Origin of the sequence: Pseudomonas extremaustralis (genome assembly GCF_900102035.1) — a bacterium.
In the GTDB taxonomy this organism is placed as follows: Bacteria; Pseudomonadota; Gammaproteobacteria; order Pseudomonadales; family Pseudomonadaceae; genus Aquipseudomonas; species Aquipseudomonas extremaustralis.
In genome coordinates this window covers 585870-601800 of sequence record NZ_LT629689.1, presented here as the reverse complement: position 1 = coordinate 601800, position 15931 = coordinate 585870, and the positions used below count along the sequence as shown (strand labels likewise).

General features: G+C 57.5%; 19 protein-coding genes and 1 pseudogene. 6 read left to right on the top strand and 14 right to left on the bottom strand.

Annotated elements, in window-relative coordinates:
• Positions 1 to 70 precede the first annotated feature (70 nt).
• Genes rplT through thrS form a run of 4 tightly spaced genes read right to left on the bottom strand, consistent with a single transcriptional unit; the run spans position 71 to position 3186 of the window.
• Positions 71 to 427 (bottom strand): 50S ribosomal protein L20, encoded by a 357-nt coding sequence (gene rplT, locus BLR63_RS03060; RefSeq protein ID WP_002553161.1) that lies wholly within the window; start codon positions 425 to 427, stop codon positions 71 to 73.
• 30 nt (positions 428 to 457) lie between these two features.
• Positions 458 to 652: a 50S ribosomal protein L35 gene (gene rpmI, locus BLR63_RS03055; protein ID WP_002553160.1), complete on the bottom strand. Its 195-nt coding sequence runs from the start codon at positions 650 to 652 to the stop codon at positions 458 to 460.
• Between the two features lie 60 nt (positions 653 to 712).
• Entirely contained in the window at positions 713 to 1264 is a 552-nt protein-coding gene (gene infC, locus BLR63_RS03050; protein ID WP_169850653.1) for a translation initiation factor IF-3, read from the bottom strand.
• Positions 1264 to 3186, bottom strand: coding sequence for a threonine--tRNA ligase (gene thrS / locus BLR63_RS03045; RefSeq protein WP_010567026.1), 1923 nt, complete (start codon positions 3184 to 3186; stop codon positions 1264 to 1266). The genes infC and thrS overlap by 1 nt, the downstream gene beginning before the upstream one ends.
• Positions 3187 to 3552: 366 nt before the next feature.
• On the opposite strand from thrS, the gene BLR63_RS03040 reads away from it, so the two are divergent.
• A complete protein-coding gene (locus BLR63_RS03040; protein ID WP_010567025.1) occupies positions 3553 to 3867 on the top strand; it encodes a hypothetical protein in 315 nt (104 codons plus the stop codon).
• 290 nt (positions 3868 to 4157) lie between these two features.
• Positions 4158 to 4370 carry a cold-shock protein gene (locus tag BLR63_RS03035; protein WP_003234260.1) on the top strand — a complete coding sequence of 71 codons (213 nt, stop codon included), beginning with the start codon at positions 4158 to 4160 and terminating at the stop codon, positions 4368 to 4370.
• 73 nt (positions 4371 to 4443) lie between these two features.
• Here the strand turns inward: BLR63_RS03035 and BLR63_RS03030 are convergent, their stop codons facing one another.
• Complete coding sequence (locus tag BLR63_RS03030) at positions 4444 to 4764, bottom strand: I78 family peptidase inhibitor (protein ID WP_010567024.1); 321 nt, start codon at positions 4762 to 4764, stop codon at positions 4444 to 4446.
• A 143-nt stretch (positions 4765 to 4907) separates the two neighbouring features.
• Positions 4908 to 5216, bottom strand: coding sequence for a hypothetical protein (locus BLR63_RS03025; protein ID WP_010567023.1), 309 nt, complete (start codon positions 5214 to 5216; stop codon positions 4908 to 4910).
• A gap of 156 nt (positions 5217 to 5372) precedes the next feature.
• Here BLR63_RS03025 and BLR63_RS03020 point away from each other — a divergent pair, with 156 nt between their 5' ends.
• The gene (locus BLR63_RS03020; RefSeq protein WP_010567022.1) at positions 5373 to 5585 is read left to right on the top strand and encodes a hypothetical protein; all 213 of its coding nucleotides are present in this window, start codon (positions 5373 to 5375) and stop codon (positions 5583 to 5585) included.
• 33 nt (positions 5586 to 5618) lie between these two features.
• On the opposite strand, the pseudogene BLR63_RS03015 reads toward BLR63_RS03020, so the two are convergent.
• From BLR63_RS03015 to BLR63_RS02985, 7 genes and pseudogenes are all read right to left on the bottom strand, one after another.
• Positions 5619 to 6646, bottom strand: a pseudogene (locus tag BLR63_RS03015) (nucleoside hydrolase).
• Between the two features lie 25 nt (positions 6647 to 6671).
• Entirely contained in the window at positions 6672 to 7076 is a 405-nt protein-coding gene (rbsD, locus tag BLR63_RS03010) for a D-ribose pyranase (protein WP_010567020.1), read from the bottom strand.
• Complete coding sequence (gene rbsK / locus BLR63_RS03005) at positions 7073 to 7990, bottom strand: ribokinase (RefSeq protein ID WP_010567019.1); 918 nt, start codon at positions 7988 to 7990, stop codon at positions 7073 to 7075. The genes rbsD and rbsK overlap by 4 nt, the downstream gene beginning before the upstream one ends.
• Positions 7991 to 8013: 23 nt before the next feature.
• Positions 8014 to 9036, bottom strand: coding sequence for a LacI family DNA-binding transcriptional regulator (locus BLR63_RS03000; protein WP_010567018.1), 1023 nt, complete (start codon positions 9034 to 9036; stop codon positions 8014 to 8016).
• Between the two features lie 3 nt (positions 9037 to 9039).
• A complete protein-coding gene (locus tag BLR63_RS02995; RefSeq protein ID WP_010567017.1) occupies positions 9040 to 10017 on the bottom strand; it encodes an ABC transporter permease in 978 nt (325 codons plus the stop codon).
• Positions 10014 to 11567 (bottom strand): sugar ABC transporter ATP-binding protein, encoded by a 1554-nt coding sequence (locus BLR63_RS02990; RefSeq protein ID WP_010567016.1) that lies wholly within the window; start codon positions 11565 to 11567, stop codon positions 10014 to 10016. Before BLR63_RS02990 ends, BLR63_RS02995 begins: the two co-directional genes overlap by 4 nt.
• A 57-nt stretch (positions 11568 to 11624) precedes the next feature.
• The gene (locus BLR63_RS02985) at positions 11625 to 12584 is read right to left on the bottom strand and encodes a sugar ABC transporter substrate-binding protein (protein WP_010567015.1); all 960 of its coding nucleotides are present in this window, start codon (positions 12582 to 12584) and stop codon (positions 11625 to 11627) included.
• Positions 12585 to 13144: 560 nt separating this feature from the next.
• Here BLR63_RS02985 and BLR63_RS02980 point away from each other — a divergent pair.
• The 3 genes from BLR63_RS02980 (at position 13145) to BLR63_RS02970 (ending at position 15425) form a co-directional block, all read left to right on the top strand.
• A complete protein-coding gene (locus BLR63_RS02980; RefSeq protein ID WP_010567014.1) occupies positions 13145 to 14233 on the top strand; it encodes an asparaginase in 1089 nt (362 codons plus the stop codon).
• 243 nt (positions 14234 to 14476) lie between these two features.
• Complete coding sequence (locus tag BLR63_RS02975) at positions 14477 to 14728, top strand: DUF1654 domain-containing protein (protein ID WP_010567013.1); 252 nt, start codon at positions 14477 to 14479, stop codon at positions 14726 to 14728.
• A 4-nt stretch (positions 14729 to 14732) separates the two neighbouring features.
• Positions 14733 to 15425: an endonuclease gene (locus tag BLR63_RS02970; RefSeq protein ID WP_010567012.1), complete on the top strand. Its 693-nt coding sequence runs from the start codon at positions 14733 to 14735 to the stop codon at positions 15423 to 15425.
• A 112-nt stretch (positions 15426 to 15537) separates the two neighbouring features.
• Here BLR63_RS02970 and BLR63_RS02965 read toward each other — a convergent pair whose 3' ends face one another.
• Positions 15538 to 15918 (bottom strand): hypothetical protein, encoded by a 381-nt coding sequence (locus tag BLR63_RS02965; RefSeq protein WP_010567011.1) that lies wholly within the window; start codon positions 15916 to 15918, stop codon positions 15538 to 15540.
• Positions 15919 to 15931: the final 13 nt, after the last annotated feature.

Genomic DNA, 15931 nt, shown 5'->3' with positions numbered 1-15931 from the left:
GCTCTTCCCCTATTTATGACGTTTAACACCTCGGGCCACAGGAGTAGCCCAGGGTGACTGTCGGGGGTACTTAAGCCAAGGTGGCTTTAGCTTTCTCGACAATCGCAGCAAACGCCGCTTTTTCGTTCACTGCCAGATCAGCCAGAACCTTACGGTCGATCTCGATGGACGCTTTTTTCAGGCCAGCGATGAAACGGCTGTAGGACAGACCGTTAACACGAGCACCAGCGTTGATACGAGCGATCCACAGAGCGCGGAACTGACGTTTTTTCTGACGACGGTCACGGTAGGCGTATTGGCCTGCCTTGATTACCGCTTGCTTGGCAACACGGAATACGCGTGAACGCGCGCCGTAGTAGCCTTTAGCAAGTTTCAGAATTTTTTTGTGACGTTTACGGGCAATGACGCCACGCTTTACACGAGCCATGAGTTACTTCCTCTATTCTTGATCCAAAAATTAACGAAGGCGCAGCATGCGCTCGACTTTTGCCACGTCAGACGGATGCAGCAAGCTGCTACCGCGCAGTTGACGCTTACGCTTGGTCGACATTTTGGTCAGGATGTGGCTCTTGAAAGCGTGCTTGTGCTTGATACCGTTAGCAGTTTTCAGAAACCGCTTAGCAGCACCACTTTTAGTCTTCATCTTTGGCATGTTCGGATACTCCGCATTCAGTTGATAAACATAATCAGAAGGCCTGCCGTGCCCTGTTGATTACTTCTTCTTTTTCGGGGCGATGACCATGATCAGCTGGCGTCCTTCCATCTTAGGATGCTGTTCGACCGAACCGTACTCGAGCAGGTCAGCTTCAACCCGCTTGAGGAGTTCCATCCCCAGCTCCTGGTGGGCCATCTCGCGGCCGCGGAATCGCAAGGATACCTTGGCCCTGTCCCCATCACTCAGGAAACGTACCAGGTTGCGCAGTTTTACCTGGTAATCCCCTTCCTCCGTCCCTGGACGAAACTTGATTTCTTTTACTTGAATCTGCTTCTGGTTCTTCTTCGCCGCAGCAATCTGTTTCTTCTTTTCGAAGATCGACTTGCCGTAGTCCATCACCCGGCAAACAGGCGGGACTGCGTCGGCGGAAATTTCCACCAGGTCCAATTTGGACTCTTCAGCGATACGAAGCGCTTCATCAATCGAGACGATGCCAATCTGCTCGCCGTCAGCGCCAATTAACCGAACCTCGCGTGCCGAGATATTCTCGTTGATCGGGGCTTTCGGTGCAGCTCGTTTATCTTGTCTCATTTCACGCTTAATAATAATTACTCCGAATCTGGGCGACCACGCCGGGAAACCGCTTGCGCGAGGAACTCAGCGAACTGGGCGACGGGCATCGAGCCCAGGTCAGCACCTTCACGAGTACGCACAGCGACAGTCTGCATCTCGACTTCCCGATCTCCGATAACCAAAAGATAGGGAACCTTGAGCAAAGTATGCTCGCGGATTTTAAAGCCGATCTTTTCATTTCTCAAGTCGGACTTGGCACGAAATCCGCTTTCGTTGAGAGTTTTTTCAACTTCAGCAGCAAAATCGGCCTGTTTATCAGTGATATTCATGATCACCGCCTGAGTCGGAGCCAACCACGCGGGGAATGCGCCCTCGTAGTGCTCGATCAGGATACCGACGAACCGTTCGAACGAGCCGAGGATCGCCCGGTGCAGCATAACCGGGTGTTTACGGCTGTTGTCTTCGGAGACGTATTCGGCTCCCAGACGGATCGGCAGGTTAAAATCGAGCTGCAAAGTACCACATTGCCAGACACGACCAAGACAATCTTTCAGCGAAAATTCGATTTTAGGCCCGTAAAAGGCGCCCTCACCCGGCTGCAGGTCGTACGCAAGGCCCGCGCTATCTAGCGCCGCGGCCAGTGCTGCTTCTGCGCGATCCCACAACTCGTCGGAACCGACGCGTTTTTCCGGACGAGTGGACAGCTTCATTTCGACTTCGGTAAAGCCGAAATCGCGATAAACGTCCATGGTCAGCTTGATGAACGCGGCGGATTCGGCCTGCATCTGCTCTTCGGTGCAGAAAATGTGGGCATCGTCCTGAGTGAAGCCGCGCACGCGCATGATGCCGTGCAGCGCACCCGACGGCTCGTTACGGTGGCAGGCTCCAAACTCGGCCAGGCGCATCGGCAACTCGCGGTAGCTCTTCAGGCCTTGGTTGAACACCTGTACGTGGCAAGGGCAGTTCATCGGCTTGATGGCGTAGTCGCGGTTTTCCGACTGGGTAGTGAACATGTTGTCGGCGTAGTTGGCCCAGTGCCCGGATTTCTCCCACAGGCTGCGGTCAACGACCTGGGGAGTCTTGACCTCCAAGTAGCCGTTCTCGCGCTGAACCTTGCGCATGTACTGCTCAAGCACCTGATACAGGGTCCAGCCATTCGGGTGCCAGAACACCATGCCCGGCGCTTCTTCCTGAAGGTGGAACAGGTTCAGGCGCTTGCCGATCTTGCGGTGGTCGCGTTTCTCGGCTTCTTCGATGCGTTGGACGTAAGCCGCCAACTGCTTCTTATCAGCCCAGGCAGTACCGTAGATCCGCTGCAGTTGCTCGTTCTTCGCATCGCCGCGCCAGTAGGCGCCGGACAGCTTGGTCAACTTGAACGACTTGAGGAAACGCGTGTTCGGCACGTGCGGGCCACGGCACATGTCGACGTATTCTTCGTGGTAGTACAGGCCCATGGCCTGCTCGTCCGGCATGTCTTCCACCAGGCGCAGCTTGTAGTCTTCGCCACGAGCGGTGAACACGTCGATCACTTCGGCGCGCGGTGTGACCTTCTTGATCACGTCATAATCTTTTTCGATCAACGCGTGCATGCGCTGCTCGATCGCGGCCAGGTCATCCGGAGTAAAAGGACGCTCGTAAGCGATGTCGTAATAGAAGCCCTCGTCAATGACCGGGCCGATCACCATCTTAGCTGTCGGATACAGTTGCTTGACCGCATGGCCAATCAGATGTGCGCAAGAGTGGCGAATGATCTCCAGCCCCTCTTGATCCTTGGGCGTGATGATCTGCAGGCTGGCATCGGCGGTGATCAGATCGCTGGCATCAACCAGCTTGCCGTCGACCTTGCCGGCCACAGTGGCCTTGGCCAGGCCAGCACCAATGGATGCGGCGACCTCGGCTACGGAAACCGGATGATCGAATGAACGTTGACTGCCATCGGGAAGAGTAATAGTTGGCATGGCGCCTCCTCTCCTAGTGGTGACCCCTACCAAAGGTCACGTGGGTTGGGATGAGCCAGTACAAGATCCAACACCAGGCCGTTCAGTGATGAACGCCTGCCTTACAGCGGCAGGAGCCTTTCGGCCAACCGATAATCGAACCAGAGTGACTGGAGTGGACAAAAAGAAACCTGGCAGGGCGGCAAATGGCGCGCCGGGAAATAGCCAGGTGGAAGATGCTAGCACAGATGAACGGTCACCGCGCCGGCTCGCGTTTATGTAATGAGAAAATCCAGCCGTTATCGCCGCAAAAGTGAACTTGAGCTGTACGCAATACCTCAAACACATCGAGAATTGCCGTTCGTCCTCGACCCATAGGAGCATCCCATGATGCGCTTTACCTCTACCCTCGCTCTCGCCGCCTCCCTGACCCTCCTTTCCGTTTGCGCACAGGCAGCAGCCCCCTCCAACTGGCCTGCCGGTGCCCGCGACAACTTCGTCAAAGACTGCACTTCCGCCGCCAGCCAGAACGTGGACGTCAAAACCGCCAAAGAGCATTGCGAATGTGGCGCGAACAAAATCAACGCTGAATTGAGCACAGCCGAAATCAAGGACCTGATGACCAACCAGAACGCCAGCCCGCAGCTTAAAAACAAAGCGGTCGCGGCTATTTCGTCCTGCAAGGTCGTGAAGAAAAAATAAGATCGCCCCCCTGATCAGGCGGCATTTTTGCTAAAAAAACAGCCTGAAAACTGCCATTTCTCACAAATTACGCAGCTTTTACGGCTTTTTTTACCAGTTGATATTTCGTGCTAGAGCCCCGTAGCACGGGGCTTTCAGCCAGCCAGAGCACTAAAGGCAACGTTGTTGATCAGCAAACAATGCCTTGGGGGGGCTCCCAAGTCGAACATTTCGACTATGATAGCCCGGTGTGCCCAGTTGGCCTGAGCAGCACAGCACTACTGAAAATATATGTTTCTTGGAGATACACCATGTCTAATCGCCAAACCGGCACCGTTAAATGGTTCAACGATGAAAAAGGCTTCGGCTTCATCACTCCTCAAGGTGGCGGTGACGACCTGTTCGTACACTTCAAAGCTATCGAAAGCGACGGTTTCAAAAGCCTGAAAGAAGGCCAAACCGTTTCCTTCGTGGCTGAGAAAGGCCAAAAGGGTATGCAAGCTGCACAGGTTCGCGGCGAGTAATTCTCCGCTGAGCTAAAAAAACCCCGTCCATGTGACGGGGTTTTTTATGGCCGGGACAAAAGCCAGTTGGCTATCAGCCGCAGTTGACCCGCGTGATCACCAGGTTGTCGTCCGTGTTCAAGTTCAGGCGGTCGGAGCGGTATTCGAGGGTGATCATATCGTTGGGCTTGAGGATGCGTGCATTTTGCGCACCGGCGCGCGTGCGAGCCTGCTCAAGCAACTGGGGCGAGGCCTTCTGGCCGATCGTGAACTCGGCGGCCTTTGCCTCACAGCGGCGATGACCGGCATCGGTTACGCCGGCATCTTTGGCTGGCTCAGAGGTACCCGGGGTGCTGCAACCCGCCAATGCGAGTGCTGCCAACAAAGTACCGAATGATGCGAGCTTCCAAGGCATGAAGCCTCCTATGATAAAAATGGACAGAGATCGTGCGACAGCGGTCAGACAGATTGGTTTCAAGACGTAAACCGTCGCAGCCCAAGTCTGCCTGAGTCTAGACAGGCATTCGCCCGGTCAATCGTGACCAGATATGAACGCCCTCAGTAGATGTCGATGTAGTCAAACGGCGGCTTCGGCCAGTTCTGCTTCAGCGCATTGAAAATCTGCGTGACCCAGACCTCGTCACTGGCAGCCACATTCCCCACATAACCAGAACCTTTGGCCCAGGTTTCCAGGCGAAACAACAGCCCGTCGATGTCCACGCCGCCCACCGCTGTCCCGGAGGATATGTAGGCGATGCCACTTTTGGTCACCCGCAATTGGGTATGTTCGTCATCACTGGCGCTGGCGATCAGCTGGCGCACGGCGGCCAGGGTCAGATTCTCGGGGTTGTTCAAATCGATCTGCACGCGGTACTCCCCAGCAATTAAACAGGTCGACAGTGTCGCACAGCCCCTGCTTCATGCCTAAGTAGCAGTGCCAAATGCCGCGCAAAATGGTTAACTGCGCCGGTTAGAACCGCGCTCCAGCGCACTGCCAAGCACTTTCAGACCCGCGAGACATTCATGGCCACCGTAACGCTCCAAGCCGACATCAAAGCCAAGTGGCCCCAAGGACAAAGTTCCTACAGCCCGGGAAGCCCTGAGGAATTGGCGATCATCGGAATCGACCTACTGGTCAAAGAACTGGGCACTCAAGCGGCACAAGCATTCATCGGCCAGGTATTCGAGAAATACCCGGCTAACCATCCGGGCGCACACAACCCCGCGCGCGGATAAGAACCGGCCGGCGAGCGACGCCCAGATCAGGCATTATTTCAAACGCGCCAGGCGCTCGGTCAGCAAATCGAAGAAGCCCTGGGCGTCGCCGCTCTCAACCCAGAACGCGTTCTTCGGTTGTTTCAGGCCGTCGTACCAATCGACGATGGTCTGGCCGAAGGTCGGGCCTTCACGGCTGTCCACGACCACATTGACTTCACGTCCGCTGAACAGCGAAGGCTTGAGCAGGTAGGCAACGACGGTGGCATCGTGCACCGGCCCCCGGGAAGGCCGTAGTGCGCCATATCGCCCCTGACGTACTCGTTAAGAATATCGCCGACGACCTTGCTCGCGTTGCTATTGAGGTCGGCGATCCGCTTCAGGCGTGCCTCGCTGGTCAGTACCTTGTGGGTCACGTCCAAAGGTAGATAGGTCAACTTGACGCCACTCTTGAGCACAATCTCAGCGGCAATCGGGTCGGCGAACAGATTGAACTCTGCCACTGGCGTGATATTGCCGCCATTGAAGTGCGCACCGCCCATCACCACCACTTCCTTGATGCCTTGGGTGATTTCCGGTGCCTGGGTCAGTGCCAGTGCCAGATTGGTCTGCGGACCGAGCATGGCGATGGTGATGCTATGGGGTTTGGCAGTGCTCAGGGTCTTGATCAGGTAGTCAATGGCATTGCCTTCGGCCAGGCCCTTTTTGGGTTCGTGCACGGTGACCCCGGAAATGCCTTCCTTACCGTGGATATTTTCAGCATAGATCGGCATACGCAGAATCGGCTTGGGCGCACCGGCATACACTGGAATATCCTCGCGCTCCGCCCATTCGCGGGCCAGCCGTGCGTTACGGGACGTCTTGTCCAGACGCACATTACCGGCCACGGTAGTCAGCGCACGAATGTTCAGTTCCTCAGGCGAGGCCATGGCAAACAACAAAGCCACCACATCGTCAGCACCAGGATCGGTATCGATGATCAGGTCGATCTTTTCCGCCGCTTGGGCGCTTGCAGCAGTGAGCGCGGACAAAAGCAGAACACTCCGGAACAGATTTTTCAGGGCGGGGAGACCACGTCGCATAAAACACTCCTTGTCATTGAGAACGCTAAAACGTTACGCCGGACACCAGCGCGATATTGCAGTAAGGCTGGCACTCACCCGTGCGCACCACCGCGCGCGCCTTGCAACTGAGCTGCTTGAATGCCTCATGGCTGACCAGCCGCCGCTCACCCACCGCAGCCTGCTCTGTAAGGGTATCGAGCGCACTCAGCGCTGGCGGCTGCTTGAGCAAGATTTCTTCGGCCAGCACATGGCTTTCCACCTGCATTTCACTGAGCACAACGCGCAACGTACTGATGAAATCGGGGATGCCCTGGGTCAGCGCCAGGTCGATCAACTCGACGCCGGGCGGCACGGGCAAGCCGGCATCGCCGATCACCAGGATGTCGCCGTGCCCCAGGGAAGCGATCACGCGCGACAGGGCGATATTGAGCAGCGGGGTCTTTTTCATGAAGGTACAAAACCTTGTACGTCGTGGAGCGTAGGAATGGAGGGTTGTGCGCCGGCACGGGTCACCGACAGCGCTGCCGCGACCTGTCCAAAACGAATGGCCTCGGCCTCGCTTTCGCCGTTGGCCAAGGCGGCGGCAAAGCCCCCGACAAACGTATCGCCGGCTGCCGTGGTATCCACCGCCTTGACCTTGGGCGCCACCAAGTGCTCGAACACCAGGCCATCGCTAAACAGCACGCCTTGCGGTCCCAAGGTGATGATGACTTTGCCAGCACCGGCCTGGATCAACCGAGTCGCGGCGAGCCTGGCGCTGTCAAGGGAGTCGACCGTCACACCGCTCAATGCGCCGGCTTCACTTTCGTTGGGGATCAAGTAATCGATCGAGGCGTACCATTCGGCGGGCAGTGGCGCGCTGGCCGGAGCCGGATTGAGGATTACCGTCTTGCCCAGTTCACGACCGCGCTTGAGGGCATATCCCACGGTGGCCATTGGCACCTCCAACTGGCAGACGATCACGTTGGCGGCCTGCAACACCGTATCAAATGCCTGCAGCGAGGCTGGCGTCAGCTCGCCATTGCTGCCGGCGACGATCACAATGGCGTTCTGGCTGGTGTCATCCACCACGATCAACGCCACGCCACTGGAACCCTCCACGGTACTGACTGCCCGGCAATCGATGCCTTCCACCAGTAACGCGTCACGTAGTTGGATGCCATACGCGTCGGTGCCGACGCAGCCGATCATCGATACATCAGCCCCCAGCCGCGCCGACGCCACGGCCTGGTTGGCGCCCTTGCCGCCGGGCACGGTGGTGAACGTCTGGCCGATCAAGGTTTCACCGGCGCGCGGCAGTCGGCTGGCGCGGGTAACCAGGTCCATGTTCAAGCTGCCTACTACCACTACTTTTGCGGGCATACATCAGTACTCATCAATTCGGTTCAGCGGTATTGAGCGAACGTGCCGGCGACTGGCGCCGTCGACTCACGCAACACAATGCTCGGCGTCACGATGCGTTGATCGATCGGCAGTTGGGGGGTTGCGATTCGTCGCAGTAAAAGCTCAGCCGCCGTCTCACCCAACTGCACGATCGATTGTCCGACCGTGGTCAACGCTGGGTAGACGTAGCGGCCCATTTGAATGTCATCGAAACCGATCACCGACAACTCGGCTGGCACGCGGATATTGCGCTCCGCTGCCGCGCGCAATACGCCGAAACCAATCATGTCGTTGCTGGCGAAAATCGCGCTGGGCGGGCTTTCCGACAGCAACTTCACCGCGGCGGCATAACCACCCGTGCTGGTGAAGTCGCTTTCTTCGGTACGATTGACCGCCACCTCAACGCCCGCCTCGCGCAATGCACGCTGATAACCCGCCAGCCGCATCTGCGCTACACGAGTGCGGCTGGGGCCGCCGATGCAGGCAATGTCGCGGTGGCCGAGTTCGAGCAAGTGCCGAGTCGCGAGGTAAGCGCCCTGCTCGTGATCGATGCGCACCAGGTCGACATCAATGCCATCGAGCGCACGGTCGACGATGACCATGGGCGTGCGCACCGCGCTCAAGCCGGCGGCAAGACCACTGTCATCGCCGCCTACCGAGGTCACGATCAAGCCATCGACGCGCTTCTCAAGCAACACCCGCAAATAGCTGCGCTGCTTTTCAGCGTTGTCGTCGGAGTTGCAAAGGATCACGCAGTAGCCGTTACGCTCGCAGTAATCCTCGATACCCCGGGCCAGCTCCGCGAAATACGGGTTGAGGCTATTGGGCACCAGCAGACCGATGGTGGCCGTGGTCTTCGCCTTGAGCGAGCGAGCAACCGCACTGGGCACGTAGTCGAGCTGTTTGATCGCCGCTTCCACTTTGACCCGTACCGGCTCGCTGACCGGACGCGTTTTGTTCACCACGTGGGACACGGTGGTGTAGGAAATGCCCGCGAGCGCTGCCACATCTTTGATCGTTGCCATGGGTCAACCTCGCCGACTGGCGCGCTGGCTGCGGTAAGTATCGAGGACCACGGCGATCACGATCACAGCACCGGTGATGATGCGCTTCGTGGGTTCCGTGGCACCGATCTGTGCCAGACCGGCGGCCAGTACCGAGATAATCAACACGCCAAAGAAGGTGCTGATTACTGAACCGCGCCCCCCCATCAGGCTGGTTCCACCGATCACCACAGCTGCGATCACTTGCAGCTCCAGGCCAGAGCCGGCGTTAGGGTCCGCCGCTTCCAGGCGCGAAATCTGGAACAACGCTGCCACGCCCGCCAACAGGCCCATCAGGCTGAACACCAGGATTTTGTATGGTTTGGGGTTGATCCCCGCCAGGCGCACCGCCTCTTCATTGGTGCCGATACCGATCAGGTAACGGCCGAACACCGTGCGGGTCAACACCAGTTGGGCGATGACGATCACCAGCAAGGCAATAATGAACGAAGGCGAAATACCGAAGGCAATCGGGTTGGACAGCCAGGCAAAGGAGTCACCGATATAGGCGGTGCGCGAGCCCGTCATCTGGTAGGCCACGCCACGGGCCATTTCCAATACTCCGAGGGACACGATGAACGACGGAATCCGCCAAGCCACAGTGATCGAACCCGTAATCGTACCGGCCAGCGCCGCGCAGGCCATGCCAAGCACAGCCGCCGGCAAAACGCTCCAGCCCCAGCCGAGGATCGCCACGCTGACCGCGGAGGCCGCCAGCGCCAGCACCGATCCCACCGACAGGTCGATACCGCCGATGATCAGGATGAAGGTCATACCGACCGCCAGCACCATGAGGTCCGGAATCTGGTTGGCCAGGGTGCTGAAGGTGTCATAGGACAGAAAGTGATCGCTGAGTACCGAGAACAGCGCAATCATCGCCAGCAACGCACCCGCCAGGCCGAGGTAGGTACCCAGGCCATAGAAGTTGCCGCCAGTTTTACCGGGGGAAGTTGTTGTTTTCATGGGGTATCCCTAAGCACTGCGTCATTGAGCAGCGCATCACGTTTCTGATAACCGGCAAAGGCGGCGGCGAGCAATTCGTCCTGGGTCCAGCTGTCGCGCTCGAAGGTCTCGATCAGGCGCCCGGCGGACAGCACACCGATGCGGTCGCAGATCAACATGAGTTCACGCAGGTCGCTCGATACCACCACCAGCGCCTTGCCCTGGCGGGTCAATTCACCGAGCAAGGCATAAATGTCAAATTTGGCACCGACGTCGATACCACGGGTGGGCTCGTCGAACAACATCACCGAACAGTCGCGCTCCAGCCAACGGCCAATCACCACTTTCTGCTGGTTGCCGCCGGACAGCTCCGATACAAGTTGCGCCGGACTGGAACTGCGGATACGCATGGCATCAATCTGGCGCTTGGCCAAAGCGGTTTCATCGCGGCTGTTGACTACGCCGCCGCCGGAGATTTCCGGCATGTTGCCCAAGGCGATATTCGCGCTGATGGATTGGGTCAGCAGCAGGCCTTCACCCTTGCGGTCCTCGGTGATCAGGGCGATACCATGGCCGACGGCGTCTACCGGCGAGCGAATGCTCACCACTTGGGCCGGCGAGCCGAGGGCCACGGTGCCGCTGTCGGCCGGGTCGGCACCGAAGATCAGGCGCAGCAACTCAGTGCGACCGGCGCCGATCAGCCCGGAAATTCCATAGATTTCTCCGGCGCGCACTTCAAAGGATACGTCGCGGACTTTGTCCCCACGGGTCAGCCCTTTTACCGTGAGGGCCGGACCACCGATGGTGCGCGGGCCCAAGTCAATGTGCTCACCCAGCTCGCGACCGACCATCAAGGTCACCAGTTGCTCGCTGTTGTAATTGGCCATCGGCTCGACGCAGACCAGTTTGCCGTCCCGCAGTACCGCTATGCGCTGGGCGACACGGGCCAACTCTTCAAGCCGATGCGAAATATAAACAATCGCCACGCCCCGGGCTTGCAAGCGGGTGATTTGCTCAAACAGCATCTCGACTTCACGTGCGGTCAGCATGGCCGTGGGTTCGTCGAGGATCAGGACGTGGCAGTCGCCGATCAGGTTACGGGCGATCTCGACCATTTGCTGATGGCCGATCCCAAGACTGCCGACCAAGGTGTCGGGATCGATTGCATCCAGGCCGACCTGGGCCATGGCCTCGATCGCGGCGTTGCGCAACTGCTTGCGACTGATCCAACCGCAATGGCTGGGCAGGTTATCCAGGAACAGGTTTTCAGCCACCGTCAGCGTCGGCAGCAGGTTGAGTTCCTGCATGACCATGCGCACGCCCAGCTCTTCTGCCTGGGTGCGACTACCCGGGCGGTAATCCTGACCATTGAATTGCATGTGCCCGGCGGTCGGCGTGACCAGCCCGCCGATAATCTTCGACAACGTGCTTTTACCCGCGCCGTTTTCACCGGTGAGCGCCAGCACTTCCCCACGATTGAGCGTCAGGGTGATGTCGGACAGAACCGGCTGGGCATAAGTCTTGCCGATACCGCTGACCGAGAGGACAGTGTTCGGGGCGGAAGATGACATAGGAAAATCTCCAGGCGCCCGCTCAGGACGAGCGGACGCTGTTGGGCGCAGCCAGGATTACTTTTCGACGACGAGTTCGACCGGGGTTTCGATCACGCCATCTTTGGCGTCGACCTTCTCGCCCTTGACCAGCTTGAGCGCATTCTGAATACCGAACACGGCTTGCCGGGCTGCGGCCTGGTCGGCGGTCGCCAGAACGCGTTTATCCTTCAGCATCGGCTTGATAGCGTCGATGTTGTCGTAGCCCACCACCAGGACTTTACCGGTCTTGCCTGCGGCACGGATGGCAGAGACGGCACCCAAGGCCATGTTGTCGTTTCCGGCCAGCAACGCCTTGAGGTCCGGGTATTCGCTCAGCATGGCCGAGGCCACTTTCTGGCCCTGGTCGATTTCCCAGTTACCGGATTGGGTAGAAACGATCTTCATGCCGGCAGCGTCCATCGCATCCTTGAAGCCCGCGGTGCGCTGCTGCGCGTTCGTGGTGGTAGGAACGCCCTCGATGATGCCGACTTTGTCGCCCGACGCCAGTTGCTTGGCCAGGTAATCACCCACCAGCTTGGCGCCTTTGCGGTTGTCTGGGCCTACGAAGGGAATATCGAGATGCTTGCTTTTGAGTACGTCCGGATCCAGGCGGTTGTCGATATTGACGACCTTGATTCCGGCGTCGGAGGCTTTCTTCAAGACAGTGACCAGTGCCTTGGAGTCAGCAGGCGCGATGACGATGGCGTTGACCTTGGAAAGAATCATCTGATTGACGATGTCGATCTGGGCGCTGGTATCGGTTTCGTTCTTGATCCCGTTGGTGATCATGTCGAAATCAGCGGCGTGGTCTTTCTGATAGGCCTTGGCGCCATCCTGCATGGTCACGAAAAACTCGTTGGCAAGGGATTTCATTACCAGGCCGACCTTGGGTTTGGCGGCAGCATCATCAGCGAAGGCAGAGGAAACAGGTAAGGCGGCGGATGCGGCAGCAAGCACAGCGACAACAAGAAGACGTCCGGCAAATGGCAGCTTCATGGGTTCACTCCGATCTTATGATTATTGTGAGCAACGCTTGCGCCGAAGGGTGCTTCGGCAGCCTTCCCACCCGGGTGGCTGATACGAGCTGTCACGATACCCCAGCAGTATCCAGTGAAACATCTCGCAAACGTTTGCGTTACCCGAACTATGAGAATCTTGTCGAAATTTGTCAACGGTAGAAAACAACCTTTCATGCAAGTCCATCAGCCCTGCTTTCGTGGCCTGGATTGGAAATCGTTAATCATCTCCCCTCCGTCGCTCTCTAAAACGACAGCCGTTCGCAGCCTCACGACGTAACCTCCCCTGCCAGATCGCTATCCTTTTCGGACAACCGAACGCGATGTCGTCCGATGTTCGGAAAGCCGGACGCCCCCTTTTATGAGCAGCATCAAAAAATCAAATAAACTCCTTTTAAATCAATAATTTATTTTATAAATACAAATGCCGTCAGTCTGGTACAGATCCTGCTCATACGCTATGCCTCGCGGCATTCAGAACTGCCCGGGTGTTCTAGATGAACCTGCTACAGCACTCATCAAAAACCAGAGAGAAAAATAATGAAATCTGCACTGAAGACTTTTGTGCCGGGCGCGTTAGCCCTCCTGCTGCTGTTCCCCGTTGCCGCCCAGGCAAAGGACGTCGAAACCAAAACCAAACTATCCAACGTGGTGATCCTCGCCACCGGCGGCACCATTGCCGGTGCCGGTGCCAGCGCGGCCAACAGCGCCACGTATCAGGCGGCGAAAGTCGGTATCGACCAATTGATCGCCGGTGTTCCTGAGCTTAGCCAGATCGCCAATGTCCGTGGCGAGCAAGTGATGCAAATTGCGTCCGAAAGCATCAGCAATGAAAACCTGCTGCAACTCGGTCGCCGCGTGGCCGAACTGGCCGACAGCAAAGACGTGGATGGCATCGTAATCACCCATGGTACCGATACCCTGGAAGAGACCGCCTACTTCCTGAACCTGGTGGAAAAAACCGACAAGCCAATCGTTGTAGTCGGCTCCATGCGTCCGGGTACCGCCATGTCGGCAGATGGCATGCTCAACCTGTATAACGCCGTGGCCGTTGCCGGTAGCAAAGACGCCCGCGGCAAAGGCGTACTCGTGACCATGAACGACGAGATCCAGTCGGGTCGTGATGTCAGCAAGATGATCAACATCAAGACCGAAGCCTTCAAGAGCCCGTGGGGCCCGCTGGGCATGGTGGTTGAAGGCAAATCCTACTGGTTCCGCCTGCCTGCCAAACGCCATACCATGGATTCTGAATTTGACATCAAGACCATCAAGAGCCTGCCTGACGTCGAAATCGCCTATGGCTATGGCAACGTGAGTGATACCGCCTACAAGGCCCTGGCCCAGGCTGGCGCCAAAGCCATCATCCACGCAGGCACCGGCAATGGTTCTGTGTCGTCCAAGGTGGTACCCGCACTGGTGGAACTGCGCAAGCAAGGGGTGCAAATCATTCGCTCCTCCCATGTAAATGCCGGTGGGATGGTTCTGCGTAATGCCGAACAGCCTGACGACAAGTATGACTGGGTAGCCGCCCTCGACTTGAACCCGCAGAAAGCTCGCATCCTGGCGATGGTCGCCCTGACCAAGACCCAGGACAGCAAAGAGTTGCAACGGATGTTCTGGGAATACTGATTCCTAGCCACATCTTGTAGGAGCGAGCTTGCTCGCGAAGGTCGTTAACGAGGACGCGGTCTGTCTGGTTTAACCCATCGCCTTCAAGCTTTTCGCGAGCAAGCTCGCTCCTGCAGCCCATCTGCCCCGCCCTACACCAAACTGCCCGAATCGCTGTGGGATGAATCTCTTTAAATTTAAGTAGTTGCGAAATCACCTACAGTTAAATACTGTATGTGCGTACAGCTTATTAAGGAACACTCCATGGCAAAGTCCTCTTCCGCAACGCCAACTCCACCTGATGCCTACGAACGCCTGGCTATTCGTGTGCAAAAGATCATCAATTCGACCAACGCTCAGAAAGCCAAGGCAGCCTTGATCTTCCGTTTACCGGAAGAGCCAGAGGATGAATGGGCACGTTTGCTGGAGGAAATCGCGGAAAACGACAACGTCACACTCGCCCATCGAGACGACGGCGGCGTGCAGATTTTCTGGGTTGTGCCGAAGGAAGATTGATTCAATGAGCGTCCGTTTTATCGCGGTGTGTTGCCTGCTGTTCACCCTCACCGCCAACGCCCAGGCGCCCCGCACGTTCAGCGAAGCGAAAAAAATTGCCTGGAAGCTCTACGCACCACAATCCACTGAGTTCTATTGCGGATGCAAATACACAGGCAATCGCGTAGACCTGAAAGCCTGTGGCTACATTCCACGCAAAAACCCCAACCGCGCGGCGCGCATCGAGTGGGAGCACATTGTTCCGGCCTGGCAGATCGGACATCAGCGCCAGTGCTGGCAAAAGGGTGGACGCAAGAACTGCGCACGCAATGATGAAGTGTTCAAGCGCGCCGAAGCGGACCTGCATAACCTGGTGCCAAGCATCGGCGAGGTCAATGGCGACCGTAACAACTTCAGCTTTGGGTGGCTGCCGGTGCAAAGCGGGCAGTACGGCTCATGCCTGACCCAAGTGGACTTCAAAGCCAAGAAGGTCATGCCCCGCCCATCCATTCGGGGAATGATCGCGCGAACTTATTTCTACATGAGCAAGCAATACGGCTTGCGCCTGTCGAAACAGGATCGCCAGTTGTATGAAGCCTGGAACAAGACCTACCCCGTGCAGGCATGGGAACGCCAGCGTAACCAGACCGTGGCCTGCGTGATGGGACGCGGCAATGAATTCGTGGGCCCGGTAAATCTCAAAGCCTGCGGGCTGTAAGAGCGAGATTGCTCGCGAATAACTCGTAAGCGATACGTTCATCCAAGATAAACGCATTAGCGTCGATGTCTTTCGCGAGCAAACGCTCCTGCACCGGGGCTAGCACATCAACCTATTGCGCGGCCTTGTGCTCGATGATTTGCGACTCGGTATCATTTTTCTTGGCACGCGCCAGCTTTTCGGTGAGTTGTGCTTGCTTGGCCTCTGCCTGCTCCTTGGTTGCGAACGGCCCCAACAGCACTTCGTCCTTGCCGTCCGTCTTCACGATGTAAAAATTGAACCCATGTTCCAGCAACCAGGCCGTTAGGTCAGTGATCGCCTGCAACTTGTGATCGGGCGGGCCCACCCGCACATCCCACTCCTGAGCAGCAATCGCGCCGGCTTGTGGCTGGCTTTCGGTCACGGCAGGCTTGACCCTGGGGGCATCGACGCTTTTACCTTCACCGCAACCGGCCAATGCCAACACCGCAATTGCCATCGCTACTTTACGCACAGCCCTGCTCCTT

Coding starts and splice junctions, on each gene's coding strand:
- BLR63_RS03030 (WP_010567024.1), bottom strand. CDS start 4,764: ATGCCTTGGAAGCTCGCATCATTCGGTACTTTGTTGGCAGCACTCGCA.
- BLR63_RS03020 (WP_010567022.1), top strand. CDS start 5,373: ATGGCCACCGTAACGCTCCAAGCCGACATCAAAGCCAAGTGGCCCCAA.
- BLR63_RS02970 (WP_010567012.1), top strand. CDS start 14,733: ATGAGCGTCCGTTTTATCGCGGTGTGTTGCCTGCTGTTCACCCTCACC.
- rbsK (WP_010567019.1), bottom strand. CDS start 7,990: ATGCCCGCAAAAGTAGTGGTAGTAGGCAGCTTGAACATGGACCTGGTT.
- BLR63_RS02980 (WP_010567014.1), top strand. CDS start 13,145: ATGAAATCTGCACTGAAGACTTTTGTGCCGGGCGCGTTAGCCCTCCTG.
- rpmI (WP_002553160.1), bottom strand. CDS start 652: ATGCCAAAGATGAAGACTAAAAGTGGTGCTGCTAAGCGGTTTCTGAAA.
- BLR63_RS03000 (WP_010567018.1), bottom strand. CDS start 9,036: ATGGCAACGATCAAAGATGTGGCAGCGCTCGCGGGCATTTCCTACACC.
- BLR63_RS03040 (WP_010567025.1), top strand. CDS start 3,553: ATGATGCGCTTTACCTCTACCCTCGCTCTCGCCGCCTCCCTGACCCTC.
- rplT (WP_002553161.1), bottom strand. CDS start 427: ATGGCTCGTGTAAAGCGTGGCGTCATTGCCCGTAAACGTCACAAAAAA.
- BLR63_RS02990 (WP_010567016.1), bottom strand. CDS start 11,567: ATGTCATCTTCCGCCCCGAACACTGTCCTCTCGGTCAGCGGTATCGGC.
- rbsD (WP_010567020.1), bottom strand. CDS start 7,076: ATGAAAAAGACCCCGCTGCTCAATATCGCCCTGTCGCGCGTGATCGCT.
- thrS (WP_010567026.1), bottom strand. CDS start 3,186: ATGCCAACTATTACTCTTCCCGATGGCAGTCAACGTTCATTCGATCAT.
- BLR63_RS02985 (WP_010567015.1), bottom strand. CDS start 12,584: ATGAAGCTGCCATTTGCCGGACGTCTTCTTGTTGTCGCTGTGCTTGCT.
- BLR63_RS03035 (WP_003234260.1), top strand. CDS start 4,158: ATGTCTAATCGCCAAACCGGCACCGTTAAATGGTTCAACGATGAAAAA.
- BLR63_RS02975 (WP_010567013.1), top strand. CDS start 14,477: ATGGCAAAGTCCTCTTCCGCAACGCCAACTCCACCTGATGCCTACGAA.
- BLR63_RS02995 (WP_010567017.1), bottom strand. CDS start 10,017: ATGAAAACAACAACTTCCCCCGGTAAAACTGGCGGCAACTTCTATGGC.